Raw genomic sequence first — 26,009 nt, 5'->3', positions numbered from 1 at the left:
CGGATCCAGGACGTCAGAGAACACCGACACCCCGTAACCACAGATCAGTTAACACATCACTCAAAAATGTGAAAATACCGCATACCACCCCGAGGTGCGGAGCGCGATACACAGCCAAGCCCAGGAACCACAGGCAAAATCAACAACTGCAGTCAACCCGAACACCCCCGCATAGCGCGAGCGCCCGCCCGCAGCAGGGACGGGGGCAAGGCAAGACGCCTGACGCGCGCCCACCCGGCCACGGTGGGCAGGGCAGGTCCGAGTAGCGCCGGCAACTCGGACGGGATACGAACACGGTAGCGGGCGGCACTGACATTGATACTCGTAAGTGGGTTCCGGTGGTCGTGGCTCCACCACTGACTGACGCCCTGCTGGGCTGTCCTCCGGTTGTTCTGTCCGGCTGCCGGGACCCGTTCTTCATGGCTCCGGCCAGGTGGAACATGACCTGATAGGAGCTTGGTCAGAAGCCCCCTCAATGTCCTGTCTGCCCCACCCGGCCGGGCGCCACCTCCGGCTAGGAAGGCACCTTCAGCATGACAGCAGCGGGCATGACGGACACAGCGCACGAGACCGTGTACGGAGGAGTCGACTCCCACAAGGACACGATCCACGTGGCGGTCGTCACCGACCACGGTGGCCACGTCACCGACGCCGAGTTCCCGACCACGACCGCCGGCTTCGCCGCGGCGATCGCGTTCCTCAACGCACACGGCACCGTGACCGCCGTCGGAGTGGAGGGAACCTCCTCCTACGGCCTCGGATTCACCCGTGCCGCCCGCCACGCGGGCCTGGCAGTGGTGGAGGTCAACCGGCCCGACAAGGCCGAACGCCGCCGGATCGGCAAGTCCGATCCGATCGACGCCTACGCGGCCGCCCGCGCCGCCCTGTCCGGACGGGCGGCAGCCGCGCCGAAGGATGACACCGTCAGCGGCATACGCGCCCTCCACAACGCAGCCCGGTCCGCGATCAAGGCCCGCACCGCCACCCTGAACCAGATCGGCCACATCCTCATCACCGCCCCGGACGGCATCCGCGCCAAGTACCGTGCCCTGCACGGCAAGACGCAGATCAACGCCCTCGCCCGCCTGCGTCCCACCGGCGACCAGCTGCATGTCGCCGTCCTGACCGCACTGAAGAGCCTCGCCCAGCGCGTCCAGGCCCTCACCACCGAGCACGACGCACTCACCGCGGCACTGGACGCCGCCGTCACCGAGCAGAATCCGGGCCTGCGCGCCGCCTACGGCGTCGGCCCCGACACCGCCGCCCAGCTCCTTGTCACAGCCGGCGGAAACCCTGAACGCCTGCGCACCGAGGCATCCTTCGCAGCCCTGTGCGGCGCCGCCCCCGTACCCGCCTCCAGCGGCAAAACCAACCGCCACCGTCTCTCCCGGGGCGGCGACCGCGCCGCCAACGCCGCTCTCTACCGGATAGCCCTCGTACGGATGGCCAGCGATGGCCGCACCCGCGACTACGTGACCAGGCAGACCGAAGCCGGACGGACCAAGAAAGAGATCATCCGACTCCTCAAACGCGCGATCGCCCGGGAAGTCTTCCGCTGCCTCACCACAGCGGTGGCCGTCCCCGCCATCGCCGACCTGCGACCCGCGCGCCAGGCCAAGAAAATCACCCTCACCGCCGCCGCCCACCACTTCAACGTCTGGCCCGCAGTCATCTCCTGCATCGAACGCGGCACCCGCCGTGACGACACCCTCGCCAACGCCTACCGCGACTGGCTAACCGCCGCTTGACAGCCAATAGGAGCATCAACCGCGGGCCTACGAGCAGCCGACACTCCGCGCTGTAGCGACGTGTGGGTGCGGGATGCCGGCCATTCCCAAGGATCCATCGGACCGCCTACTCGGACGCGACGGAGCGGGCGTTCGGGTGAGCAGCACGACGCCCCACCCGCGAAGGGTGGGGCGAAGGCGAACATCTCCAGGGCCAGAACCACCTCGAGAGTGAACGCCGGCGAACTCGCCGGTGTCCGTTGCCAGTTACTAGAACGCGGCTCCCTCGGCAGGCTGCTCGGCGGCAGGCTGCTGCACGGCGGGCTGCTCGGCGGCAGGCTGCTGCACGGCGGGCTGCTGCACAACCGGCTGCTGCACGGCGGGCTGCTGCACAACCGGCTGCTGCACAACCGGCTGCTGCACGGCGGGCTGCTGCACAACCGGCTGCTGCACAACCGGCTGCTGCACGGCGGGCTGCTGCACAACCGGCTGCTGCACGGCGGGCTGCTGCACAACCGGCTGCCGCACAACCGGCTGCTGCACGGCGGGCTGCTGCACAACCGGCTGCTGCACGGCGGGCTGCTGCACAACCGGCTGCCGCACGGCGGGCTGCTGCAGCAGCTGCTGCTGCTGCTGCTGTTGCTGCTGCTGCTGCTGCTGCTGCTGTTGTTGTTGCTGCTGCTGGCCCCGTTGTTGCTGTTGCTGCTGCTGTTGTTGTTGCTGCTGCTGGCCCCGTTGCTGCTGTTGCTGCTGTTGCTGTTGCTGTTGCTGCTGTTGTTGCTGCTGCTGCTGCTGCTGCTGCTGCTGCTGCTGCTGTTGCTGTTGCTGCTGTTGTTGCTGCTGTTGTTGCTGTTGTTGCTGCTGCTGCTGGCCCCGTTGCTGCTGTTGCTGCTGTTGCTGCTGTTGTTGCTGTTGCTGCTGCTGTTGTTGCTGCTGCTGTTGCTGCTGCTGCTGCTGCTGGCCCCGTTGCTGCTGCTGCTGCTGTTGTTGCTGTTGTTGTTGTTGCTGCTGCTGGCCCCGTTGCTGTTGCTGCTGTTGCTGCTGTTGCTGCTGCAGCAGGTTCAGCACCACATTCGTTCTCTGCTGTTGCTGCTGCTGTTGTTGCTGCTGCTGCAGCAGCCGCTGCGGAACTACGAAGGCCCTTTGCGGATTCACCGTAGCCACCCTGCACACACGGCGGGGACCTTGCGGGGTGTTAACAGTGACAAAACCGCGTTTGCAGACCACGTCTGGTGCCGCGCTCAACGATTCCGCCGCAGCCTTCGTTGTCTGAGGCGCCGCCTCGGCGCTCGCCACGCCCACCGACCCAGCGAGCAGCGCAGCAACGCAAGACGCGCCGACGATGTGTGGGATGTGCTTCCGGATGCTCGTCGCCATGACATCTCCTCTTCAGAGGCTGGGGGCAGGGTTGCCTCCAGCAGAGCGGGAGGTCCGCCGCAACCGTGACGTTGGTCCAGCGTGACTGTTGCGCGACGCTCGATTTGACGATGACGGCGACACGTTGGTGGTCACGCTTCACGACGGACATTTAGGCACGCAAGCTCCTACCAGTGTGCGTGCTGTCGCCGTCCTGCGCACGCTGTCGCCGATCAGGCGCTCGGATGCCGGTGACGGGCGCATTCCGGGTGTGCCTGATCGCGAATCGGCGTAGTGGATCAGTACGCGGGCGCGCCTCTCGTGCCGGCGGGCTGCCGAGCTGTTCGAGGAGCACACGGTGGTGGCAACCGGGGGGAAGGTGACGCTCCACCAGCTGCGCCACTCGGCGCTGACCCACGCAGCAGAGGACGGCGCGAGCACGCCGATGCTTGTGACTCCTCCACCACCCAAGGGCGGGGGCTTCTCGCTGTGCCGGTTGGGCTTCGCGACGGACCAGCCCGGCCCGTAGAACGTTCAGGGCGCCCACCGTGTCCGCGTGTGCCTGGTGGCCGCACGAGACGCAGTGGAACTTCTCCTGGGTGGGCCGGTTCTCCTTGGCGGTGTGCCCGCATACGGGGCACCGCCGGGAGATGTTGCGGGGGTCTACCGTCATCACTTCCCGTCCGGCGCATGCTGCCTTGGCGGTGAAGATCGTCAGGGACACCCCCATCCGGCATCAGCGATCGAACGGTTCAGCCCGGCATTGGCGGCGGCCCCGTTGAGCACGGAACTATCCGGCGTGGCGGGGTCCGGCTTCCGGGACGGTGCCTTGCTCATGTTGCGGATCCTGAGGTCTTCGTGCGCAATGAAATCGTGGTCACGCACCAGGTTCAGCGCGCTCTTGTGCGCATGGTCCAGGCGCTGACGGCGCACCTTTCGGTGCAGTCGGGCCACAACGGCCTTACAAAGGCACTTGCTGCCCCGCTTGCGCCGGGCGAGGGCCCGCGCGCCACTTCCAGCCTGGCGGCGCCTTTCGCTCCGTGCCGGGGGTTGGGCACGAACTCGCCGCCCGAGTCGGCGAGGAAGTTCGCTACACCCATGTCGATGCGGTAATCGCCCTGACTGCGACTCAGGCTAATGGCGGCGACACGCTCGTCTACAAGGACGGCACGGGGCATGCCTTCCGCTGGAAGGCGCCGGCTGCTAACTCGGGCCCTGATGTCGCCGCCGTGAAGAAGCAGCTGCAGTGAAACGAAGAAGCCCCCGCTACCCGAAGGTTGCGGGGCGCGATCGTCACGCGGTCTCGTCGACGGGCGTGGGCGGGTCGACGAGCGGGGCCGGAATGTCGGGTTCGAGGAACGGGTCGATCGACGGCGCGGGTACGGGCGCGGGCACGTCGGGTACGGGCTGCTTGTCGGCGAGGCCGAGGTCGACGAGGGACACGAATTCCCGGCCACTCGCACCCCGCTCTCAGGCCGACAGCTCCCAGATCAGCACCTCGGCCGCCCCGGCCGCCACCAGCTCCAGCCCCTCCTCGCCGGTGATCCGTGCCGCGTCACCCGGCTCCAGCTCCTCGTCGCCGATCCACACACCCCCGGCCACCACATGGACGTAGACCCGCGCCGCGTCCGGCACCGCCGTGCGCTCCTCGGAAGCCAGTCTGCGTACGTACAGCATCGCACCGGCCTCCGGGAGGGCGTACGGGGTGGAGTCGGCGATGCCCGGAACGATCGTGTACGAGGGTTCGCCACCCGGGGAGAGCGGCGACAGCCACATCTGAACGAACGTCAGTGGAACGTCTCCGTCATTGCGTTCGACGTGGCGCACCCCGGCCGCGGCGCTGAGGTGCTGGAGGTCTCCGGCCCGTACGACGGTCGCGTGGCCGGTCGAATCGCGGTGGGTCAGCTCTCCCTCGACGACCCATGTGACGATCTCCGTGTGGCTGTGCGGATGTTCGTCGAAGCCCGCGCCGGGCGCCAGTCGCTCCCCGTTGCAGGCCAGGATCGCGCCGAAGCGCAGGTTGTCCGGGTCGTAGAAGGAGCCGAAGGAGAAAGCGTGCCGGGACAGGATGCCGGCGGCCTCGTCCCCGCCCGTGTACCGGTCGTCCGCGCGCTGTACGGAAATCACGGGTCCACGGTAGCCCGGCCCGGCGACCCTAGGTCACGGCCGGCGACCGGCCGTCCGCTACTCGGCAGTACGACCCGCGGTGGCCCCGGCCCACCGCGCCCGCGGCCCGATAAGGCAATCTTGTGTCCGTGCCCCGATCCGATCCTGAGCAGCCTGCTGCACATGACGCCCACCTGCATGCCGCGACCCTGAAGCGGCTGGAGCAGTCCTCCGGCCGGCTGGCCGCGAACGCGATCGCCCGCATGGACGAGTCGCTGCCCTGGTACCGGGCGATGCCACCGGAGAACCGGTCATGGATCGGCCTGGTGGCCCAGGCCGGAATCGCCGCCTTCACCGAGTGGTTCCGGCACCCGGAGACGCCGCAGGCCATCTCCACCGATGTGTTCGGTACGGCTCCGCGCGAGCTGACCCGGGCGATCACACTGCGCCAGACCGTCGAGATGGTGCGCACGACGATCGAGGTCATGGAGGCGGCGATCGAGGAGGTCGCCGCGCCCGGCGACGAGTCGCTGCTGCGCGAGGCGCTGCTCGTCTACGCACGGGAGATCGCCTTCGCGACCGCCCAGGTATACGCACAGGCGGCCGAGGCGCGCGGCGCCTGGGACGCCCGGCTGGAATCGCTCGTGGTGAACGCGGTGCTGTCCGGGGAGGCCGACGAGGGCGCCGTCTCCCGGGCCGCCGCGCTCGGCTGGAACTCCCCCGAGCATGTGTGCGTGATCCTCGGTACGGCCCCCGACGGCGACAGCGAGCTGACCGTCGAGGCGATCCGGCGCGCCGCCCGCCACGCCAAGCTCCAGGTCCTCACCGGAGTGCTCGGCAGCCGTCTGGTCGTCATCGCGGGCGGCAGCGACAACCCGCTGCACGTCGCAAAGGCGCTGATCGGCCCGTACGCGGCCGGCCCGGTCGTCGCCGGGCCCGTGGTGCCCGACCTGCTGGCGGCCACCCGGTCCGCCCAGGCCGCCGCCGCCGGGCTCAAGGCGTGCGGTGCCTGGCAGGACGCGCCGCGGCCGGTTCTGGCCGACGACCTGCTGCCGGAGCGCGCCATCGCGGGCGACCCCGCCGCGCGGGACCAGTTGGTGGAGGAGATCTACAGACCGCTGGAGGAAGCGGGCTCGGCGCTGCTGGAGACTCTGAGTGTGTACCTGGAGCAGGCGAGCAGTCTGGAGGGCGCGGCCCGGATGTTGTTCGTGCACCCCAACACCGTGCGCTACCGGCTTCGACGTGTGACAGACGTCACCGGGTGGTCGCCCTCCGATGTCCGCTCGGCGTTCACGTTGCGAATCGCCCTGATTCTGGGGCGTCTGGCCGACAGGGATACCCAGTCCTAGACTTTTGTCGGACATCAACAATTCCCCCTACGGTTCTTCGTCCCTGTCCCCACGGGCGTTCAGGACCGTTCACAAGAGAGAGTGTGAGGGTGCTCGTACTCGTCGCTCCCGGCCAAGGCGCTCAGACGCCCGGCTTCCTGACTCCCTGGCTCGACCTCCCCGGCGCCACCGACCGCGTCGCGGCCTGGTCCGAGGCCATCGGGCTCGACCTCGCCCACTACGGCACGAAGGCCGACGCGGACGAGATCCGCGACACCGCGGTGGCTCAGCCGCTGCTGGTCGCCGCGGGCCTGCTGTCCGCCTCCGCACTGGCCGCGTCGCCCGATGTCGTCGCAGGTCACAGCGTTGGTGAGATCACCGCGGCGGCACTCGCCGGTGTCCTCGACGAGGAGACCGCGCTCCGTCTCGTACGCACCCGCGGGCTCGCCATGGCGGACGCCGCAGCGGTCACCGAGACCGGCATGGCGGCGCTGCTCGGCGGTGACCCGAAGGTGACGGTCCCGCACCTGGAGAAGCTCGGGCTGACCCCGGCGAACGTCAACGGGGGTGGCCAGATCGTCGCCGCCGGCACCGCCGCTCAGATCGCCGCGCTGACCAGGGACAAACCCGAGGGCGTGCGCCGGGTGGTGCCCCTCACGGTCGCCGGCGCCTTCCACACGCACCACATGGCTCCCGCCGTCGACCGGCTGCGCGAGGCCGCCGCGGCGCTGACGGTCTCCGAGCCGACTGTGACGTATGTCTCGAACGCCGACGGAAAGCCGGTCGCCACCGGCGCCGAGGTCATCTCGCGGCTGGTCGGCCAGGTCGCCAACCCGGTCCGATGGGACCTGTGCATGGAGACGTTCAAGGAGCTGGGCGTCACGACGCTCATCGAGGCCTGCCCGGGTGGGACCCTGACCGGTCTCGCCAAGCGGGCACTGCCCGGGGTGCAGACCCTCGCGCTCAAGACCCCCGACGACCTCGACGCGGCCCGCGCGCTCCTCGCTGAGCACGCAGACGCCTAAGGAGCCCGAGAGCATGTCGAAGATCAAGCCCAGCCAGGGCGCCGCGTACGCACGGATCATGGGTGTCGGCGGCTACCGCCCGACCCGTGTGGTGCCCAACGAGGTGATCCTCGAAACGATCGACTCGTCGGACGAGTGGATCCGCTCCCGCTCCGGCATCGCGACCCGCCACTGGGCCTCCGAGGAGGAGACCGTGGCAGCGATGTCCATCGAGGCGTCCGGCAAGGCCATCGCCGATGCCGGGATCACGCCGGAGCAGATCGGCGCCGTCATCGTCTCCACCGTCTCGCACTTCAAGCAGACGCCGGCCATCGCGACCGAGATCGCCCACAAGATCGGTGCGGGCAAGCCCGCCGCCTTCGACATCTCCGCCGGCTGCGCCGGGTTCGGCTACGGCCTGACCCTCGCCAAGGGCTTGATCGTCGAGGGCTCGGCAGAGTACGTACTCGTCATCGGCGTGGAACGGCTCAGCGACCTCACCGACCTGCACGACCGCGCGACGGCGTTCCTGTTCGGCGACGGTGCCGGCGCGGTCGTCGTCGGCCCCTCCACAGCGCCCGCCATAGGCCCGACGGTCTGGGGCTCCGAGGGCGACAAGTCCGAGACGATCAAGCAGACCGTGGCGTGGGACGAGTTCCACGCCGACCGTCCGGAGAAGTTCCCGGCCATCACGCAGGAGGGTCAGGCGGTCTTCCGCTGGGCCGTCTTCGAGATGGCGAAGGTCGCCCAGCAGGCGCTGGACGCGGCCGGGATCACCCCGGAAGACCTGGACGTCTTCATCCCGCACCAGGCCAACATGCGGATCATCGACTCGATGGTGAAGACCCTGAAGCTGCCGGAGCATGTCACGGTCGCCCGTGATGTGGAGACCACCGGCAACACCTCCGCCGCCTCGATTCCGCTCGCTATGGAGCGGCTCCTGGCGACCGGTCAGGCGAAAAGCGGCGACACCGCGCTCGTCATCGGCTTCGGGGCGGGTCTCGTCTACGCCGCGACGGTCGTTACTCTCCCCTAGGCACACCGGACCTTCCGGTCCGGACGTCCGAACCCTGCAGAAATACATCGAAGGAGCGCCAACATGGCCGCCACCCAGGAAGAGATCGTCAGCGGTCTCGCCGAGATCGTCAACGAGATCGCCGGTATCCCGGTCGAGGACGTCCAGCTGGACAAGTCCTTCACCGACGACCTGGACGTCGACTCGCTGTCCATGGTCGAGGTCGTCGTCGCCGCCGAAGAGCGCTTCGACGTCAAGATCCCGGACGAGGACGTCAAGAACCTCAAGACGGTCGGCGACGCTGCCGACTACATCCTGAAGCACCAGGCCTGATCCAGCCGGCTCGTGTGTCGCCACCCGGCGGTGGCGCCGCTGATTCACGACCCTCTACACGTGGAGAAGATTTTCCAGTGAACTCGACCAATCGCACCGTGGTCGTCACCGGTATCGGCGCAACCACTCCGCTGGGTGGCGACTCCGCGTCGACCTGGGAAGGTCTGATGGCCGGTCGTTCCGGCGTCAAGCCTCTCGAGGGCGAGCGTTTCGCCGAACTGCCCGTCCGGATCGCCGCCCTCGCGGCCGTCGACCCGGGCGACGTACTGCCCCGCCCGCTCGCCCGCAAGCTGGACCGCTCGGCGCAGTTCGCGCTGATCGCGGCCCGCGAGGCATGGGCGGACGCCGGCTTCACCGGCAAGGCCGGTGAGGACGAGAAGATCCAGCCCGACCGGCTCGGCTCGGTCATCGCCTCCGGTATCGGTGGCGTGATCACGCTCCTCGACCAGTACGACGTGCTGAAGGAGAAGGGCGTACGCCGCGTCTCCCCGCACACCGTGCCCATGCTCATGCCGAACGGCCCGGCGGCCAACGTCGGCCTCGAGGTCAACGCGCAGGCCGGTGTCCACACCCCGGTCTCCGCCTGTGCGTCGGGCGCCGAGGCCATCGGTTACGCCGTCGAGATGATCCGCACCGGCCGCGCCGATGTCGTGCTCGCCGGTGGCACCGAGGCGGCCATCCACCCGCTGCCGATCGCGGCGTTCGCCAACATGATGGCCATGTCCAAGAACAACGACGAGCCCGAGAAGGCGTCTCGTCCGTACGACACGGGCCGTGACGGCTTCGTGCTCGGCGAGGGCGCGGGCGTCGTGGTCCTGGAGTCCGCGGAGCACGCTGCCGCGCGGGGCGCCAAGGTCTACTGCGAGGTGCTCGGACAGGGGCTGTCCGCGGACGCCCACCACATCGCCCAGCCCGAGCCGACCGGGCGCGGGATCGCTGCCGCCATGCAGAATCTGCTCGACCAGACGGACCTCAAGCCGTCGGAGGTCGTGCACCTCAACGCGCACGCCACGTCGACGCCGCAGGGCGACGTCGCGGAGCTGAAGGCTCTGCGCAAGGTCCTGGGCGACGACCTCGACCATGTCGCGATCTCCGCGACGAAGTCGATGACCGGTCACCTGCTCGGTGGCGCGGGCGGCATCGAGACCGTTGCGACGGTCCTGGCGCTGCACCACCGGATGGCTCCGCCGACGATCAACGTGGAGAACCTCGACGAGGCCGTGGAGGCGGACATCGTGCGCGATGAGCCCCGTCCGTTGCCCGAGGGGTCGATCGCCGCGATCAACAACTCGTTCGGGTTCGGGGGGCACAACGTGGTGCTGGCGTTCCGCAGCGTCTGACCCCCACCGCGCCGAAGCCCGCCGTCCCCTCGGGGAGGCGGGCTTCACCGCTGCCCGGGCTGAACGATGTCCTCCATCGCCCGGGCGGAAGATCATGCTCCTCCGGCGATCGAGCAGCAGGGTCCGGGGCGGAGCCTCCGGTGTCGGGAAGGGACGGGCAGGGGAGCAGGCCCGCGAAGGCGCGACCCGCACCCGCAGATGGGTCAGACCACCTGGTGGAGCCACCGCACCGGCGCCCCCTCCCCCGCATGCCGGAACGACTCCAACTCGTCGTCCCACGGCTTGCCGAGAAGTTTGGCGATCTCCGCCTCCAGCTCCGTCTCCCCCCGCACCGACCGCGCCAGTGCGGCCCGCAGCCGGTCCTCCGGCACCAGGATGTCGCCGTGCATGCCGGTGACCGCGTGGAAGATACCCAGCTCCGGCGTGGAGCTGTACCGCTCGCCCTCCGCCGTCGCACACGGCTCCGCCGTCACCTCGAAGCGCAGCAGATCCCACCCCCGCAGTGCGGAGGCAAGCTTCGACGCGGTCCCCGCGGCGCCCTTCCAGGAGAACTCGGAACGCCAGGTGCCGGGCGAGGCCGGCTGTCTGATCCAGTCGAGCTGAACCCGCACACCGAGTACACCTGCCACCGCCCATTCGACATGTGGGCAGAGCGCGCGCGGTGCGGAGTGAACGTACAGGACTCCACGTGTCGTCACCGGGACCTCCAGTGTGGGACGAGGTTCGCCTTCCCCAGCGGCCTCGCGCCCGTACCGCCTTTTCTCGGCCGGTCCCCGAGGTTGTCGTCAGTAAACAGCATCGGGAGTGAATCTCCAGAAAAGGGACAGTATGAGACATGATGTGATGATATGAAGCCACCCAAGTGGAGTCGAGTGGCGGAACGCGGCACTGGTTCGACGGGGAAAAGCTACCGTGCGGCGGCGCCCGAGGTGTGACGTACCGTCGGTCCCGGGCCCATCATTCGCACAGCTTTCACCCGGCAGGGCGCGCGGGCGTGTCGCCTGGGGCCATGGGGGGTTGCCGGGGGCATAAACGGGAGGGCATGAGGGATGCAGAAACGTTCCGCGAGCCATCGCTCGCGCACCACTGCCGCCGTTCTGACGGCGCTTCCGGTGATCGCCGCGGTCGCGCTGGCCGGCTGTGACACGGGGTCGGACGGGACGACCAGGAGTTCCGGCGCCGGGCAGCACCGCCCGTCTGCCGCGCCCTCCCCCGCGTGGAACCGCAGTCCCGGGTCGGTCGCCGCAGTCGGGGACTCCATCACCCGTGGTTTCGACGCCTGCTCCGTGCTGGCCGACTGCCCTGAGGTCTCCTGGGCGACCGGCACGGACAGCGAGGTCCGGAGCCTCGCGGTGCGGCTGCTCGGCTCCTCGGGCGCGGCCTCGCACAGCTGGAACCACGCCGAGACCGGGGCCCGGATCGCCCAGTTGCCGGAGCAGATGGCTCTCGCGGCGGAGCGGAAGCCGGACCTGGTGACCGTGATGATCGGCGCCAACGACGCCTGCCGGGACTCGGCGAGACTGATGACGCCAGTGGCGGACTTCCGGGCCTCGTTCGAGGCGTCGATGCGTCAGCTCCGCGGCAAGGCGCCGAAGGCGCAGGTGTACGTGTCGAGCGTGCCGGATCTCAAACGCCTCTGGTCGACGGGGCGCGACAACCCCCTGGGCAAGCAGATCTGGAAGCTGGGCATCTGCAAGTCGATGCTGGGCCATGCGGATGACATGAGCGCCGGGGCCGAGGCACGCCGCGCCTCGGTCCAGGAGCGGGTCGTGGCGTACAACGAGGTGCTGCGGAACGTGTGCGCGAAGGATCCGCGCTGCCGGTACGACGGCGGTGCGGTCTTCGACTACCGGTTCACCGGCCGGCAGCTCAGCCAGTGGGACTGGTTCCATCCGGGGCTGAGCGGCCAGGCCCGGCTCGCCGAGATCGCGTATCGCAATATCACGGCTCGGAAGCCCCCGGCGTAGCCACCGGCACGTGGTTTAAGGTCCGTGATCATGGACACGGGTTTGAGCAGCACGGCGATACGTACGGAACTCTTCGGCACCCTCGCGGACGGCACCGCCGTCGACCGCTGGACGCTGGAACGGGCCGGCACGCGGGTGCGCGTCCTGACGTACGGCGGCGCCGTGCAGTCGGTGGAGGTGCCCGGACGGGACGGCGTGCGGGCCGAGGTGGCGCTCGGGCTGCCGGATCTCGCGGCGTACGAGACGTGCTCGGGCCCCTACTTCGGGGTGCTGGTCGGGCGGTACGCGAACCGGATCGCGGGCGCTTCCTTCGTACTCGACGGGCAGACCCACCACGTGACCCGGAACGAGGGGCGCAACCATGTGCACGGCGGGGCCCTCGGCTTCGACAAGCGCGTCTGGGAGGCACGGGAGGTCCCCGGCGGTGTGGAGCTGTCGCTGGTCGCGGAGGACGGCGAGGAGGGCTTCCCGGGGCGGCTGGCGGTCTCGGCGGCGTACACCCTGGACGAGGACGGGGCGCTGCGCATCGCGTACCGGGCGACGACGGACGCACCGACCGTGGTGAACCTGACCAATCACACGTACTGGAACCTGGCCGGCGCCGACAGCGGCAGTGCGGCCGGGCACACCCTGCGGATCGCGGCCGGGCGGATCACCCCGGTGGACGGCGAGTCGATTCCCACGCGCGAGCTGCTGCCGGTGGACGGCACCCGGTTCGACTTCCGTGAGGCGCGGACGGTCGGCACGGGGTACGACCACAACTTCGTGCTGGACGAGGCGGTGGACGGTCCGGTGGCCGAGCTGTGCGACCCCGGCTCGGGGCGCGTCCTGACCGTCACCACGACCGAGCCCGGGATGCAGCTGTACACCGCCGACCACCTCGACGGGCGGCCGTACCGGCCCTGCGGCGGGATCGCGCTGGAGACGCAGCACTTCCCGGACTCGCCGAACCGCCCGGAGTTCCCGAGCACGGTGCTGCGGCCGGGCGAGGAGTACGCATCGACGACCGTGTACGGGTTCTCGGTGCGCTGACCGTATGAGGAGAGCCCCGGAGCGGGGTCAGGTGCCGCTCCGGGGCTCTCCGGTCCGAGGGGCTGCCGCTACTCCTTGACCTCCGTGGCCGCCGTCAGGCGCACGTCGCCGAGCGATCGCGCCGCCTGCACCTCGTACGTGCCGGGCACGAGGGTCCAGTCGTACGCCGTCTCGTCCCAGATCTCGTACGCGCGCCGGTCCAGTTCGATCACGGCCTCGGCGCTCTCGCCCGGGGCCGCTTGGACGCGGGCGAAGCCGGCCAGCCGGCGGGCCGGGCGCTCGGCGGTGTCGTCCGTCGGCGCCAGGTAGATCTGGACCGTCTCGGCTCCGGGGCGGGTGCCCGTGTTGCGGAGGCGGACGGTGGCGGAGTCGGGGGCGGCCGTCAGGGACTCGTACTCCCAAGTGGTGTAACCCAGTCCGTGGCCGAAGGGGTACGCGGGTCGGATGCCCGCCTTCTCCCAGGCCCGGTAGCCGACGAAGACGCCCTCCTCGTAGTGGAGTTCACCGTCGGTGGGGGTCGTGACGGAGACCGGGACGTCGGCGAGTGCGACCGGCCAGGTGGTGGGCAGGCGGCCGCCCGGTTCGGCGACGCCGAGCAGGACGTCGGCCAGCGCCGCGCCGCCCTCCTGGCCGGGGAACCAGCTGAGCAGCACCGCGGCGACCTCGTCGCGCCACGGAAGTTCCACCGGGGAACCGGAGTTGACGACCACCACGGTGTTCGGGTTGGCGGCGGCGACGGCCCGGACGAGATCGTCCTGGCGGCCGGGGAGCATCAGGTCGGTGCGGTCGAAGCCCTCGGACTCGACACGTTCGGTGGTGCCGACGACGACGATCGCGGTGTCGGCGGCGCGGGCCGCCTCGACGGCCTCGGCGATCAGCTCGTCGGGGTCGCGGCGCGGGCCGAGGTGACAGAAGGAGAACGAGACGCCGGGAATGGGCGAGTCGGCGCCGAGCGTCTCGGGGACCTGCCGCAGCGACACCTCGACGGGGGTACTCGTCATGAGGGTCTTCCGGCCCCGCTCCAGTGGGTTGCCGAAGAACGCCTCGCCGGGGTCGGAGGAGCCGGTCACCCGGTGGATGTCGTCGTAGAGGGTCTCGCCGGCGACGGTGAGTGTGAGCGCTCCGGTGCCGCGGGTGCCGAAGAGGTGCTCACCGGTGTCGCGCGGGACGAACGTGCCGGTGATCTCGACGCTGTGGAGCGTCTCGTGGGTCACGCCGTCGGGGAGGTCGTCGCCGATCCACTGAACGGTGCCGCTGTGCAGCGGCGCCGAACCGAGGACCGCACCGGACGCGTCGTAGCAGACGGCCCGGAGGTCGAAGCCCTTCTCGGCGGGGGCGAGTTCGTTGTTCGGGTCGGCGCCGACGCGGTAGTCGAGGACGTCCTCGGGCAGGGCGGCGATCAGGCCGTCCAGCGGCGAGACGATGTGGTGCGGGAGGACCTGTGCGGAGCCGCCGCCGAGGACGCGGGCGTCACGGGCGAGCGCGCCGCTGAGGGCGACCTTGCGCACGGCGGCCGGGTCGATGGGGAGCGCGGCGCGTTCGTTGCGTACGAGGACGAAGGAGCGGCGGGCGATCTCGCGGGCGAGCGCGTCGCCGTCGATGCCGGTGGGGTGGTCCGCCGGGTCGACGACGGGCGGGGCGCCGTGCAGGATGCCGACGCGGGCGGCGAGGCGCAGCACGTTGCGCACGGCCGCGTCGACGACGGACTCCTCGACCTCACCGGCCCGGACGGCCGCGGCCAGCGCCTTTCCGTACACCGTCTTCGGCCCCGGCATGGCGATGTCGAGGCCACCGTTGATCGCGGCGCCGGTGGAGCGGGCGGCCAGCCAGTCGGAGACGATGGAGCCGTCGAAGCCCCACTCGCCGCGCAGCACCGCGTTCTGCAGGTAGCGGTGCTCGGTCATGGTGGAGCCGTTGACCTGGTTGTAGGCGGCCATGATGCCCCATGGGTGAGCGTTCTTGACGATCCGTTCGAACGGGGCCAGGTAGATCTCGCGGAGCGTACGCGGGGCGACGATGTTGTCGACGGTGAAGCGGTCGGTCTCGGCGTCGTTGGCGACGAAGTGCTTCACTGTCGTGCCGACGCCGCCGTCCTGGACGCCGAGCACATAGCCGGCGCCGATCTCGCCGGTGAGGTACGGGTCCTCGCTGTACGTCTCGAAGTGGCGCCCGCCGAGCGGCGACCGGTGGAGATTGACGGTCGGGGCGAGGAGGACGTGCACGCCCTTGCGGCGGGCCTCCTGGGCCAGCAGCCGGCCCGCGCGGCGGGCGAGCACCGGGTCCCAGGTCGCGGCGAGCGCGGTGGGCGAAGGCAGGGCGACGGAGGGGTCCTCGGCGGTCCAGCGGACACCGCGGACACCGATCGGGCCGTCGGACATGACGAGCGAGTCCAGGCCGACGGCGGGGAGCGCAGGCAGCGACCACATGTCCTGGCCGGCCAGCAGCCGGGCCTTGTCGTCGAGTCCGAGTGCGGCCAGCGCCGCTTCGACCGCGGCCTCGCGGGCCTCGTCGGGCTGGATGGGTGTGGACGCGCCTGCCACGGCCGTACCTCCTCGTGGTGAATCCTCTGCGGAATTATCTCCATGGTGACTCGGTTACCAGTAGAGCAGTAGGGTTTGTTATCTATTTGTTATGAGACGTGTCGGAGATGGCGTACGGTCCTGCTTGAGGAACCGACAGCACCGAAAGGGGCCGGGTGCGATGGTGCGGGCCAGAACCGCGGAGCGGCGGGCGGAGATCCTCCGCGCCACGCTGGAAGTGATCGCCGAACGCGGCTACCGCGGCGCCACACTGAGCGCGGTCGCCGAGCGGGTCGGGCTGAGCCAGCAGGGACTGCTGCACTACTTCCCGACCAAGGAAGCGCTGCTCGTCGCCGTGCTGGAGGAGCGCGACCAGTGGGACACGGGCGGCGGGGCCCGCAGTGACGGCACCTGGCGGGTGGATCTGCTGGACTCGCTCGTCGAGTACAACGCGATGCGCCCCGGCGTCGTCCAGACGTTCTCGGCACTGCTCGGCGAGAGCGTGACGGAGGGGCATCCGGCCGGGGAGTTCTTCACCCGCCGCTACACACAGGTGCGCGCGAGCATGGCGGCCATGCTGCGCACGGAGTACGGCGGGACACTGCCGGGCGGCCTCACCCCGGAGCGGGCCGCGCCGCTGCTCGTGGCGGTGCTGGACGGGCTCCAGTACCAGTGGTTGCTCGACCCCGGATCGGTGGACATGCCGGCCGCCTTCCGGGACTTCCTGCGGCTGTTGCAGCCGGGGTCCCCGGACGCCGCCGACGAGCACGACGACTCCACCCGCGAGTCAGATGGCCTGCGATAACACCGATACGACAAGATCGATAAGCGGCACCTGCGAGTGATTCCGAGCGGTCTACGCGCGTCCGGGCAACGCGCTCCGTTCCGCGCCCCCCAGGGTGTCCGCATGACTGACAAGCCAGCCGAAGAGACCTCTGCCCCGCCCTCGCGGCGCAGCATGATCGCGGGTGCCGCCGTCGGCGCCACCGCCCTCGCCACGAACGGCGTGACCTCGGCGAGCGCGGCCGCCCCCGGCTCCCTCGCGACGCCTGCCGCCCCTGCGGCCCCCGAGGCGGCCCCCGGCTCCGACTGGAACGCCTGCCTGACCGTCGCCCGCGCCATCCTCGTGCGCGACGAGCAGGACGAGCCGCTGGTGCCGCACTACCGCGACGTCCTGCTCTCCAAGGGCCTGCCGCGCAGCCTCAAGCCTCCCAAGAAGGTGCTGATCATCGGTGCGGGTCCGGCCGGGCTGACCGCCGCCCATCTGCTCAGCAGCGCCGGGCACACCGTCACCGTGATCGAGGCCAACGGCAACCGGGTCGGCGGCCGTATCAAGACCTTCCGCAAGGGCGGCCACGAGAAGGCGAAGGCGCCGTTCGCCGACTCGAAGCAGTACGCCGAGGCCGGGGCGATGCGGATCCCCGACAGCCACCCGCTCGTCACCGGGCTCATGGACAGCTTCGATCTGAAGCGCCGCCGCTTCTACCTCGTCGATGTCGACGGTGCGGGAGGGCCCGTCAACCACACCTGGATCCACGTCAACGGCATCCGAGTCCGCAAGGCGGACTACGCGAAGAAGCCGCAGGCGCTCAACCGCTCCTTCGGGGTCCCCGCGGAGTTCGAGAACAAGACCGCCTCGACCATCGTGCGGGAGGCCTTCGCGCCCGTACGCAGGGAGTTCGAGGGCAAGGAGGGCCGGGAGCTCGTCGAGGGCTGGGCCCGGGTCATCCAGCGGTACGGACACTGGTCGATGTTCCGCTTCCTGACCGAGGCGGCCAAGCTCGACGAGCGCACCATCGACCTCATCGGTACGGTCGAGAACCTCACCTCGCGGCTCCATCTCGCCTTTGTGCACAGCTTCATCGGAGCCTCCCTGATCAGCCCGGACACCGCGTTCTACGAGCTGCCCGACGGCACGGCGACCCTGGCCGACGCGATGTACGCACGGGTGAAGGACCTGGTGCGGCTGGACCGCCGAGCCGCCAGGATCAGCTACGAAGCCGACAGCGTCCGGGTCGAGACGGTGTCCGAGGGCCGTAACGGCAAGGTCGTGCGGGAGACGTTCACCGGCGACCGGGCGATCGTCACCGTGCCGTTCTCCGGGCTGCGTCACATCCCGGTCACGCCCGCGCTCTCGTACGGCAAGCGGCGCGCGATCACCGAGATCCACTACGACGCGGCCACCAAGGTGCTCCTCGAATTCAGCCTCCGCTGGTGGGAGTTCGAGGAGAAGGACTGGAAGGCCGAGCTGGAGAGGATCCGGCCCGGTCTGTACGACGCGTACCGGCTCGGCAAGGCGCCGGCCGACGGTTCACTGCTCGGCGCGCACCCTTCCGTACCGCCCGGACATCTGCCGCCCAACCAGCGCGTGCACTATGCGGCGTACCGCGCGGCCGCCCGCGACCAGCCCGAGGCGGCGCATGTCATCGGCGGCGGATCCGTCACGGACAACGCCAACCGCTTCATGTTCCAGCCCTCCCACCCGGTCGACGGAAGCAAGGGTGGTGTCCTCCTCGCCTCGTACAGCTGGGCCGACGACGCACTGAAATGGGACTCCCTGGACGACGACGAGCGCTACCCGCACGCCCTGGGCGGCGTGCAGGACGTGTACGGGCAGCGCATCGAGGTCTTCTACACGGGGGTCGGTGCCACCCAGTCGTGGATGCGCGACCCGTACGCGTACGGCGAGGCGTCGGTGCTGCTGCCCGGCCAGCACACCGAGCTGTTCGCCGATGTGCGCTCGGTCGAGGGGCCGCTGCACTTCGCGGGCTGCCACACCTCGATCAAGCCCGCCTGGATCGAAGGGGCGTTGGAGTCGGCTGTCCGCACGGCGCTGGAAGTGCACACGAGCTGACGTTCGCCGCGGACCTCAGCGGGCGAGGCCCAGCGTGACGCCCAGTCCGACGAGCACCGATCCGATGCCCCGGTTGAGGACCTTCTGCCATCGCAGCATCGCGGTGCGCAGGTGGGCGTGCGAGAAGAACAGCGCGACCAGTCCGAACCAGCCGAGATGGGCGAGGGACATGAAGAGCCCGTAGCCGGCCTGCCGCCACAGGCCGGTGTCGGGTCCGACGACCTGGGTGAACGTCGACACGACGAAGAGCGTGGTCTTGGGGTTCAGCGCATTGGTGAGGAAGCCGGTGCGCAGAGCCCCGAGGCGGCTCAGTCCCGGCTTCGACTCCAGGTCGACGGCGAGGTCGTTGCGGGCGAAGAAGGTCCGTACCCCGATGTAGACGAGATACGCCGCACCCGCCAGCTTGATCGCGGTGAACAGGACGGTCGAGGACGCGATCAGCAGCCCGACGCCGAGCATGGTGTACGTGACATGGACCAGGACACCCGCGGCGACACCGGCGGCGGCGAGGAGCCCGGTCGTCCGGCCGTAGAGATAGCTGTTGCGCACGACCATCGCGAAGTCGGCGCCCGGGCTGATGACGGCGAGAACGGTGATGACGGCGACGGCGATGATCTCGGTCATGGGCTCAGGTCTCCTCAGTCCGTGTTGACGCTGTACGGGGACGGGGACACGTCCTCGTCGTCGGCGGGCGGCGCCACCAGGTCCCGGGCAAGCAGGGTGGCCCCGGCGACGGCGCCCGGCATCAGGAACACGGCGACGAACGGGACCAGGAAGGCGAGCCCCAGCGGTACGCCGAAGCCGAGGATCAGCATGCGGCGGCCGCGCAGCAGGACGAGCCGGTCGGCCAGGACCATGCCACGGCGCTGGAGCGCGACGGCGGTGAGTTCCTCGGCGAGGAAGTAGCCGGTGACGCAGAAGCCGATGACGGGGACCACGGTCTGGCCGACGACCGGGATGAATCCGAGGGCGAAGAGCAGGACGGCGTAGAGGGTGACACGCACCAGGATGCGGATGCTGTCACGGGCGGAGATCCACAGCTCGCGCCAGAGCGGCAGCCCGGACTCGGGGACCTCGCCGCCCTCCGTGCGGTCGACCTCCTCGGAGAGCGACTCGTAGAACGGCTGGCCGACCAGCAGCGTCACGGCGGTGAACGTGATCACGGCGAGGAAGAGGCCGAGCGCGAAGACCAGCACGGTGAGCGTGGTGCGGAGAAGACCGAGCCAGGGGCTGGACCAGTCGGCGGCGAACGGGGTCGCCCAGGCGACGAGGTCGTCGGCGCCGTAGCCGAGACCGATGAGCGCCCCCGCGTACACGACGAGTGTGATGAGGCCGGGGATCAGACCGAAGCCGAACCATCGTCCGTGCCGGGCCACCCAGCGCTGCCCCTTGATCAAATAGCTGAAACCCGCCCCTAGATCACGCATGGCGTCAGCGTACTGGCGGCGGCGGACGCCGGTGACCGGGGAGTCGGGGCCGGGCCCGTCCGACGGGACGATTTGTCCTCGAACTCCGGACGGGCTCGGCCTCTGCCGCGCTCAGGTCAGGCGGATCACGTTCCAGGACATCGGTTCCAGCGTCGCCCGCAGCACGCCGCCGTCGAGCGTGGTGCCGTCCGCCGGGTGCGGGGTGACGCGTTCCGGGTCGGTGAGGGTGTTGCGGGCGTCCGGGTCCCGGTCGGCGAGGACCTGGTGTTCGGCAATGGCCGTCAGGTCGAGTCCGTGCAGGGCGACTTCGAGCGGAAGCTCCGCGTCCTGGCTCCGGTTGACCGCGAAGACCGTGACCGCGCCGGTCTGCGGGTCACGGACCGCGGTGGCGTGCAGCAGGTCCGTCTCACCGTATTTCGCCGTCTCGTACGTGGGCGAGTCGACCCGCACGTCGAGGACCTGGCCCCGCCCGTGGGCCGCGGCCTGGGCGAAGGGGAAGAACGTGGTCTGCTTCCAGGCGGGTCCACCGGGCTCCGTCATGATCGGGGCGATCACATTGACCAGTTGGGCGAGGCAGGCGACGGTCACCCGGTCCGCGTGGCGCAGCAACGCGATGAGCAGCGTGCCGAAGACGACGGCGTCCGTGACCGTGTAGTTGTCCTCCAGCAGGCGCGGTGCCTCGGGCCAGTCGAGCGGGTTCTCCTCGGCCTCCTTCTGGGTGCGGCTCATGTACCAGACGTTCCACTCGTCGAAGGAGAGGTTGATCTTCTTCGACGACTTGAGGCGGGCCCCGACGTGGTCGCAGGTGGCGACAACGCTCTCGATGAAGGACTCCATGTCCACGGCGGATGCGAGGAACGAGTCGCGGTCGCCGTCGAGTTCCTCGTAGTAGGCGTGGAGCGAGACGTAGTCGACAAGGTCGTACGTCTCGGCGAGGACCGTCGCCTCCCACTCGGCGAAGGTCGGCATGGACCGGCCGGACGAGCCGCAGGCGACGAGTTCGACGGACGGGTCGATCTGGCGCATCGCCCGCGCCGTCTCGGCGGCGAGCCGCCCGTACTCCTCGGCGGTCTTGTGGCCGGTCTGCCACGGACCGTCCATCTCGTTGCCCAGGCACCAGAGTCTGATACCGAAGGGGTCCTTGTCGCCGTGTGCGATGCGACGGTCGGAGAGTTCGGTGCCGGCCGGGTGGTTGGCGTACTCCTGGAGTTCGATGGCTTCCTGAACGCCCCGGGTGCCGAGGTTGACGGCCATCATGGGTTCGGCCTGGGGGCCGATCTTCTTCAGGAAGGCGATGTACTCGGAGAGCCCGAAGCGGTTCGTCTCCGTGGAGCGCCAGGCCAGGTCGAGGCGGCGCGGGCGTTCGTCGACGGGGCCGACGCTGTCCTCCCAGCGGTAGCCGGAGACGAAGTTGCCGCCGGGGTAGCGGATGGCGGTGACGCCCAGCTCACGGATCAGTTCGAGGACGTCCGTACGCAGGCCGGCCTCGTCGGCGGCCGGGTGGCCGGGCTCGACGATGCCGTCGTAGACGCAGCGGCCGAGGTGCTCGACGAAGGAGCCGAAGAGGCGGGGGGCGACGTCACCGACGGTGAACGCCGGGTCGAGGGTGAAGCGCGCGGTGCGGGTCATGACTTCCTCGGTGTGTTCGGTATCTCGGCCATCGGTCGAGAAAATGAGCAGGACTGTGCGTGTGCGGGGTCATCCCACGACGGGCCAGCCGTCGCGGCTCCAGCGCAGTTCGTTCAGGCCGAGCTTGGGGACGCCGTTGTCCTCGCCGTCGTAGTAGTGGTAGACGAGCACGTCCCGGCCGTGGTCCTTCATGACGGACTGGCCGCCGGGGCCGATGTACGAACCGTGCGCGGCCAGCAGCAGATCACCGCCGCCCTCCAGCATCGGTACCCCCTTGCTGTCCACGTACGGACCGGTGACGGAGGCCGAGCGGCCCGCCTTGATCCTGTACGTGGCGCTCAGCCCGGAGCAACAGGCGTCGTACGAGGCGAGCAGGTAGTAGTAGCGGCCGTGCTTGACGACGGTCGGCGCCTCGACGGCGTACGGCAGGTCGGGCCGGGTCGCCAGGTGCCGGACCTCGGTGTCCGCCGGGTCGGCGAGCCCGGTGCGCGGGTCGAGGCGGACCATGCGGATGCCCGACCAGTACGAGCCGAAGGCCATCCACAGCCTGCCCTTGTCCGCGATGACGGCGGGGTCGATGGCGTTGTAGGTGTCCGTGGTCGTGGAGGCGAAGACGATACCCCGGTCCTGCCAGCTGCCGGGCCGGCCGGTGGCGCTGGTGGCGAGGCCGATCGCGGACTGGTTGGAGCCCCACTTGGAGACCGTGTAGTACAGCCAGTAGCGGCCGTCGCGGTAGGAGATCTCGGGGGCCCACGGGTCGCCGTCGGCCGAGTAGTCGTACCACCATCCGGGCACGGCGTCGAAGGCGTCGCCCGCACGCCGCCAGTGCGTACGGTCGTTGGAGACCCGGGCCTCCAGCCGGCCGTGGGTGGAGTAGGCGACGTAACTCCCGTCCTGGAGACGGATCATGGTGGGGTCGTGGACGACGGTGTCGCCGGCCACCGGAAGCGGGTCGGGGTAGCCGGCCGCGCCCGCACCGCTCGGGACGAGCGCGAGCAGCGCGGCGGCCAGGACGGCGGCGCCTCTGAGTCGGGTACGGGACACGGGAACTGCCTCCGGGGTCTCGGTACGGGTCACTGCCCGGCCAGGCCGGTGTGGGCGACGCCGCTGACGATCTGACGCTGGAAGAAGACGAAGACGATGATCAGCGGCAGGCCGGCCATCAGGCCGCCGGCCATGAGCTGGGCCCACTGGATGCCGTAGGAATTCATCACGGTCGCGATGCCGTTCGGCATGGTCATCAGGTCGGGGTTGTTGGTCACCATGTACGGCCACAGGAAGTTGTTCCAGGACGCGATGAAGGTGAAGATGCCGACCGCGGAGAGGGAGGGCCGGGACAGCGGCACGATGATGGTGAAGAACACCCGCCAGCGACCGGCGCCGTCGATGAAGGCGGCCTCCTCCAGCTCCCTCGGAATCCCCTGGAAGAATTTGTAGAGGATGTAGACCATCGCGGCGGGCGCGCACTGCGGCAGGATCATGCCCCAGTAGGTGTCGACCATGCCCATCGACTGGACGGTGCTGAACAGCGGTACGCCGAGCACCGCCGGCGAGACCATCAGTCCGGCCATGACGAGGCCCATCAGGGCGCCCTTGCCGCGGAACTCGGTGCGTGCGAAGCCGTATCCGGCGAGCGCGCTGACCAGCAGCACGATGACCGTGACACAGACCGAGACGACGAGCGAGTTCACGAACCAGTTGGTGATGTTGCCGGTCTCGAAGATGGCCTTCCACGCCTGGGCGGTCCACACCTTCGGCAGCCAGTGCGGCGGCACCTCGACGGCTTCGGTCTCCGACTTCAGGGAGGTGAACAGCGCCCAGGCCAGCGGGGCCACCCACACCGCGGAGACGGCGACGCCGACCACGGTGAGGACGATCTGGCCGGCGGTCCATGGCTTGCGGACCTTGCCCGCCCCGACCGGGCCGGTCTTGACACGGATCTGCGTGGCGGTCATCGCACGCCCTCCTCACGCTTGCGCAGCAGCCACATGCGCCCGAGGGCGACGGCCGCGATGATCACGAAGAAGATGATGGAGATCGCGGAGGCGTAGCCACGCGGTAGCTGGTGAAGCCCTCTTCGAGGGTGTACTGGACGAAGGTGCGGGTCGATTCCTCGGGGCCCGGGCCGAAGTCATAGATCACGACCGCCTGGTCGAACACCTGGAGCGAGGCGAGGATCTGCAGGGCGATGACGAGCCCGGTGATGTTGCGCAGCATCGGCACGGTGATGTGCACCATGCGGTGCCAGGCGTTGGCGCCGTCCAGCTTGGCCGCCTCGTAGAGGTGGTCCGGGATGGTCTGGAGCGCGGCCAGGTAGAGCAGGAAGCTGAAGCCGACCGTCCACCACAGGGTGGTGATGACGACGGCGAGCATGGCCGTGGACTTGTCGGTGAGCCAGGGCGTGTCGATGCCGAGGACGTAGTTGACCATCCCGGTGCCGGGGTTGAACAGCCACTGCCACAGGTTGCTCGCGACCGTCGACGGCAGCAGGAACGGGGCGAAGAAGCACAGCCGCCACAGCCATCTGGCGCGCTCGATGTGGTGGGCGAGCATCGCCATCAGGAAGGCGAGGACCGTGATGCAGGGTACGACCAGGAGCGTGAAGTAGGCGCTGTGGCCGAGGGAGTCCCACACCAGCGGGTCGTCGAACGCCTCGCGGTAGTTGTCCCAGCCGACGAAGTTCGCACCGACGCCGGAGACGTTGGCGTCGGTGAAGCTCAGATACACGCCGCGCAGGACCGGCCAGATCACGAACAGCGCGAACAGCACGAGGAACGGCGCGACGAACCAACCGCCGTGCTGGAGCGCCCGCCCCACCCGGGCCCGCGCGCTCTCCGTATCCCCCGAGCTGACGGAACGTATCGACTTCGAAGCGGGCGCGAGAGCGGCCTCGGCGCTTGTCGTCGTCATGCGGCACCTCCCTGCGCGGCGGTCCTGCCATCCATCGGGTTCTTCATGGCCAGGAGCGTTTCCAGGACGTTCTTCATGCGGTGGGCGGCCGCGGCGGGCTTGGCCGAGCCGAGGGTGGAGGAGGCCACGACCGGCCCGATACGGGCGGCGAGCGTCCCGGTGGAGCCCGAGAACCAGGCCTTCGGCTCCGTCGCCTGGTGATCCATGGCGGAGACGTACTCGTTCTGTGGCGTGAGCTTCTTGTACGCGGCGGATCCGAGGGTCGGCGTGTACGCGGGGATGTGCCCGCCCGCCGCCCAGGCCAGGGCGTTCTTGACGATGTACGCGGCCAGTCGGTGCGCGCCCTCGTCGGAGGAGCCGCCTCGGTCCGACTGGTGCGGCAGGACGAAGGAGTGCGACTCGGCGTGGGTCGCCTGCTTGCCGAAGACCGGCGGCAGCGGGGCGGCGCCGTACTCGATCTTCGCGCCCGTGTAGACGGGGACCGACCAGTTGCCCTCCCAGGTGAACGGTGAGCCGTTCATGAACTGCTCGGCATCGGCCGCGCCCGCGGTGGCGTACCCGTCGGCGACGTGCTGCCGAAGGAACTCCAGGACCTGGGTGGCCTTGTCCTCGTCGAAGGCGACCTCGGTCATCGCGTCGTCGAAGTAGGTTCCGCCGAGCTGGGTGTAGAAGGCGACGAAGAACCACCAGGCGAAGTTCTGGTCGTTGGCGTGGATACCGACGGTCTGCAGCCCGCTCTTGGTGGCCTTCTTGGCGGCCTTGAGTGCGTCGAACCACTCCTTGGTGGAGGCGATCGGCACGATGAGGCCGTCGTCGCCGAGCAGGCCGGCCTTCTTGAGGACGTCCTTGCGATAGAAGTTCAGCTGGACGTGGATGTCGAGCGGCAGCGCGTACAACTTGCCGTCGATGACGGCGCGCTTCCACAGCGCCGGGTTGAAGTCCTGCTCGCGTACGCCGAACTTGGCGAGCAGGTCCGTGTCCCAGGGGTCCAGGAGCCGTCCCGGCGCGAAGCCCGCGACACGTCCCAGGTGGCTCACGGCGAGGTCCGGAGCGCGGCTGCCGGCGGCCGCCATGGCGAGCTTGGTGTAGTACGGATTGCCCCACTGGAGGGTCGCGTCCTTCACCGCGATACCGGAGTTGGCCTTACGGAAGGCGTCCAGCATCGCGATCATGTTGGAGCCGTCGCCGCCGCTGAAGAGATTCCAGTAGCGGACCCGGGAGGCCGCGCTCGACGCGAGGGCGTCCGCACCGCTGCCCAGCGCCGCGAAGCCGAAGCTGCCGGCGACGGCCAACCCGCCCAGCCCCGTGATCAGTTGCCTGCGATTCAGGCCAGGTCGTCCCATTCCCCGCCCTCACTTATTCGAAATCCCGAATGCTGCCCGTAACTTCGAACGGACCGTAAAATCGAAGCGCTTGCGCGTCAATGGGTCGCGCAAGAATTCCGAACAATGTCCGGGATATC

General features: G+C 69.5%; 24 protein-coding genes and 2 pseudogenes. 13 read left to right on the top strand and 13 right to left on the bottom strand.

Annotation, left to right across the window (positions count from 1 at the left end; genetic code table 11):
- Window positions 1-548 precede the first annotated feature (548 nt).
- From OG395_RS35120 to OG395_RS35110, 3 genes are all read left to right on the top strand, one after another.
- On the top strand, window positions 549-1,748 hold the full coding sequence (locus OG395_RS35120; RefSeq protein ID WP_327243526.1) for an IS110 family transposase: 1,200 nt from the start codon (window positions 549-551) through the stop codon (window positions 1,746-1,748).
- Between the two features lie 210 nt (window positions 1,749-1,958).
- Window positions 1,959-3,173: a hypothetical protein gene (locus OG395_RS35115; protein WP_327246507.1), complete on the top strand. Its 1,215-nt coding sequence runs from the start codon at window positions 1,959-1,961 to the stop codon at window positions 3,171-3,173.
- Window positions 3,174-3,441: 268 nt separating this feature from the next.
- Complete coding sequence (locus tag OG395_RS35110) at window positions 3,442-3,612, top strand: hypothetical protein (protein ID WP_327249772.1); 171 nt, start codon at window positions 3,442-3,444, stop codon at window positions 3,610-3,612.
- A 60-nt stretch (window positions 3,613-3,672) separates the two neighbouring features.
- Here OG395_RS35110 and OG395_RS35105 read toward each other — a convergent pair.
- Together OG395_RS35105 and OG395_RS35100 are read right to left on the bottom strand one after the other, a co-directional pair.
- A pseudogene (locus tag OG395_RS35105) lies at window positions 3,673-3,756 on the bottom strand (RNA-guided endonuclease InsQ/TnpB family protein); the annotation flags it as partial.
- A 41-nt stretch (window positions 3,757-3,797) separates the two neighbouring features.
- On the bottom strand, window positions 3,798-4,037 hold the full coding sequence (locus OG395_RS35100; protein ID WP_327246506.1) for a transposase: 240 nt from the start codon (window positions 4,035-4,037) through the stop codon (window positions 3,798-3,800).
- An 86-nt stretch (window positions 4,038-4,123) separates the two neighbouring features.
- Between OG395_RS35100 and OG395_RS35095 the strand changes: the two genes are divergently transcribed.
- Window positions 4,124-4,333 (top strand): hypothetical protein, encoded by a 210-nt coding sequence (locus OG395_RS35095; RefSeq protein ID WP_327246505.1) that lies wholly within the window; start codon window positions 4,124-4,126, stop codon window positions 4,331-4,333.
- Window positions 4,334-4,376: 43 nt separating this feature from the next.
- Here OG395_RS35095 and OG395_RS35090 read toward each other — a convergent pair whose 3' ends face one another.
- Both OG395_RS35090 and OG395_RS35085 read right to left on the bottom strand, forming a co-directional pair.
- Window positions 4,377-4,526, bottom strand: a complete 150-nt coding sequence (locus OG395_RS35090; RefSeq protein ID WP_327246504.1) for a hypothetical protein — start codon at window positions 4,524-4,526, stop codon at window positions 4,377-4,379.
- A gap of 27 nt (window positions 4,527-4,553) precedes the next feature.
- Window positions 4,554-5,210: a pirin family protein gene (locus OG395_RS35085; protein WP_327246503.1), complete on the bottom strand. Its 657-nt coding sequence runs from the start codon at window positions 5,208-5,210 to the stop codon at window positions 4,554-4,556.
- 128 nt (window positions 5,211-5,338) lie between these two features.
- Between OG395_RS35085 and OG395_RS35080 the strand changes: the two genes are divergently transcribed.
- From OG395_RS35080 to fabF, 5 genes are all read left to right on the top strand, one after another.
- Entirely contained in the window at window positions 5,339-6,538 is a 1,200-nt protein-coding gene (locus OG395_RS35080) for a PucR family transcriptional regulator (protein WP_266986009.1), read from the top strand.
- An 89-nt stretch (window positions 6,539-6,627) separates the two neighbouring features.
- On the top strand, window positions 6,628-7,542 hold the full coding sequence (locus OG395_RS35075) for an ACP S-malonyltransferase (protein ID WP_327246502.1): 915 nt from the start codon (window positions 6,628-6,630) through the stop codon (window positions 7,540-7,542).
- Between the two features lie 13 nt (window positions 7,543-7,555).
- Window positions 7,556-8,557 carry a ketoacyl-ACP synthase III gene (locus tag OG395_RS35070; RefSeq protein WP_327246501.1) on the top strand — a complete coding sequence of 334 codons (1,002 nt, stop codon included), beginning with the start codon at window positions 7,556-7,558 and terminating at the stop codon, window positions 8,555-8,557.
- 63 nt (window positions 8,558-8,620) lie between these two features.
- Window positions 8,621-8,869 carry an acyl carrier protein gene (locus tag OG395_RS35065; protein ID WP_266986003.1) on the top strand — a complete coding sequence of 83 codons (249 nt, stop codon included), beginning with the start codon at window positions 8,621-8,623 and terminating at the stop codon, window positions 8,867-8,869.
- 77 nt (window positions 8,870-8,946) lie between these two features.
- Window positions 8,947-10,209, top strand: a complete 1,263-nt coding sequence (gene fabF, locus OG395_RS35060; protein ID WP_266986001.1) for a beta-ketoacyl-ACP synthase II — start codon at window positions 8,947-8,949, stop codon at window positions 10,207-10,209.
- A 203-nt stretch (window positions 10,210-10,412) separates the two neighbouring features.
- Here fabF and OG395_RS35055 read toward each other — a convergent pair whose 3' ends face one another.
- On the bottom strand, window positions 10,413-10,907 hold the full coding sequence (locus OG395_RS35055) for a DUF3145 domain-containing protein (protein ID WP_327246500.1): 495 nt from the start codon (window positions 10,905-10,907) through the stop codon (window positions 10,413-10,415).
- Between the two features lie 351 nt (window positions 10,908-11,258).
- Here OG395_RS35055 and OG395_RS35050 point away from each other — a divergent pair, with 351 nt between their 5' ends.
- Together OG395_RS35050 and OG395_RS35045 are read left to right on the top strand one after the other, a co-directional pair.
- Window positions 11,259-12,176, top strand: coding sequence for an SGNH/GDSL hydrolase family protein (locus OG395_RS35050; protein ID WP_327246499.1), 918 nt, complete (start codon window positions 11,259-11,261; stop codon window positions 12,174-12,176).
- A gap of 30 nt (window positions 12,177-12,206) precedes the next feature.
- The gene (locus OG395_RS35045) at window positions 12,207-13,208 is read left to right on the top strand and encodes an aldose epimerase family protein (RefSeq protein WP_327246498.1); all 1,002 of its coding nucleotides are present in this window, start codon (window positions 12,207-12,209) and stop codon (window positions 13,206-13,208) included.
- A 68-nt stretch (window positions 13,209-13,276) separates the two neighbouring features.
- Here the strand turns inward: OG395_RS35045 and OG395_RS35040 are convergent, their stop codons facing one another.
- On the bottom strand, window positions 13,277-15,748 hold the full coding sequence (locus tag OG395_RS35040) for a beta-glucosidase family protein (RefSeq protein ID WP_327246497.1): 2,472 nt from the start codon (window positions 15,746-15,748) through the stop codon (window positions 13,277-13,279).
- A 160-nt stretch (window positions 15,749-15,908) separates the two neighbouring features.
- Between OG395_RS35040 and OG395_RS35035 the strand changes: the two genes are divergently transcribed.
- Window positions 15,909-16,532: a TetR/AcrR family transcriptional regulator gene (locus OG395_RS35035; protein ID WP_327246496.1), complete on the top strand. Its 624-nt coding sequence runs from the start codon at window positions 15,909-15,911 to the stop codon at window positions 16,530-16,532.
- A gap of 102 nt (window positions 16,533-16,634) precedes the next feature.
- Window positions 16,635-18,581 carry a flavin monoamine oxidase family protein gene (locus OG395_RS35030; RefSeq protein WP_327246495.1) on the top strand — a complete coding sequence of 649 codons (1,947 nt, stop codon included), beginning with the start codon at window positions 16,635-16,637 and terminating at the stop codon, window positions 18,579-18,581.
- A 15-nt stretch (window positions 18,582-18,596) separates the two neighbouring features.
- Here OG395_RS35030 and OG395_RS35025 read toward each other — a convergent pair whose 3' ends face one another.
- The 7 genes and pseudogenes from OG395_RS35025 to OG395_RS34995 all read right to left on the bottom strand — a co-directional run bounded on the left by OG395_RS35025 (window position 18,597) and on the right by OG395_RS34995 (window position 25,890).
- A complete protein-coding gene (locus OG395_RS35025; protein WP_266985987.1) occupies window positions 18,597-19,205 on the bottom strand; it encodes a LysE family translocator in 609 nt (202 codons plus the stop codon).
- Between the two features lie 14 nt (window positions 19,206-19,219).
- Window positions 19,220-20,008 carry an EI24 domain-containing protein gene (locus tag OG395_RS35020; RefSeq protein WP_327246494.1) on the bottom strand — a complete coding sequence of 263 codons (789 nt, stop codon included), beginning with the start codon at window positions 20,006-20,008 and terminating at the stop codon, window positions 19,220-19,222.
- A gap of 111 nt (window positions 20,009-20,119) precedes the next feature.
- Window positions 20,120-21,637, bottom strand: a complete 1,518-nt coding sequence (gene arfA / locus OG395_RS35015; protein ID WP_327246493.1) for an arabinosylfuranosidase ArfA — start codon at window positions 21,635-21,637, stop codon at window positions 20,120-20,122.
- Window positions 21,638-21,706: 69 nt separating this feature from the next.
- Window positions 21,707-22,681 (bottom strand): arabinan endo-1,5-alpha-L-arabinosidase, encoded by a 975-nt coding sequence (locus tag OG395_RS35010; RefSeq protein WP_327246492.1) that lies wholly within the window; start codon window positions 22,679-22,681, stop codon window positions 21,707-21,709.
- A gap of 29 nt (window positions 22,682-22,710) precedes the next feature.
- Window positions 22,711-23,592, bottom strand: coding sequence for a carbohydrate ABC transporter permease (locus tag OG395_RS35005; RefSeq protein WP_327246491.1), 882 nt, complete (start codon window positions 23,590-23,592; stop codon window positions 22,711-22,713).
- A pseudogene (locus OG395_RS35000) lies at window positions 23,589-24,547 on the bottom strand (carbohydrate ABC transporter permease). Before OG395_RS35000 ends, OG395_RS35005 begins: the two are co-directional and overlap by 4 nt.
- The gene (locus OG395_RS34995) at window positions 24,544-25,890 is read right to left on the bottom strand and encodes an extracellular solute-binding protein (RefSeq protein ID WP_327246490.1); all 1,347 of its coding nucleotides are present in this window, start codon (window positions 25,888-25,890) and stop codon (window positions 24,544-24,546) included. The pseudogene OG395_RS35000 and the gene OG395_RS34995 overlap by 4 nt, the downstream one beginning before the upstream one ends.
- Window positions 25,891-26,009 lie beyond the last annotated feature (119 nt).

It is taken from the genome of Streptomyces sp. NBC_01320 (genome assembly GCF_035974375.1).
GTDB classification, from domain to species: domain Bacteria; phylum Actinomycetota; class Actinomycetes; order Streptomycetales; family Streptomycetaceae; genus Streptomyces; species Streptomyces yanii.
This window is presented reverse-complemented; position numbering and strand designations above follow the sequence as displayed.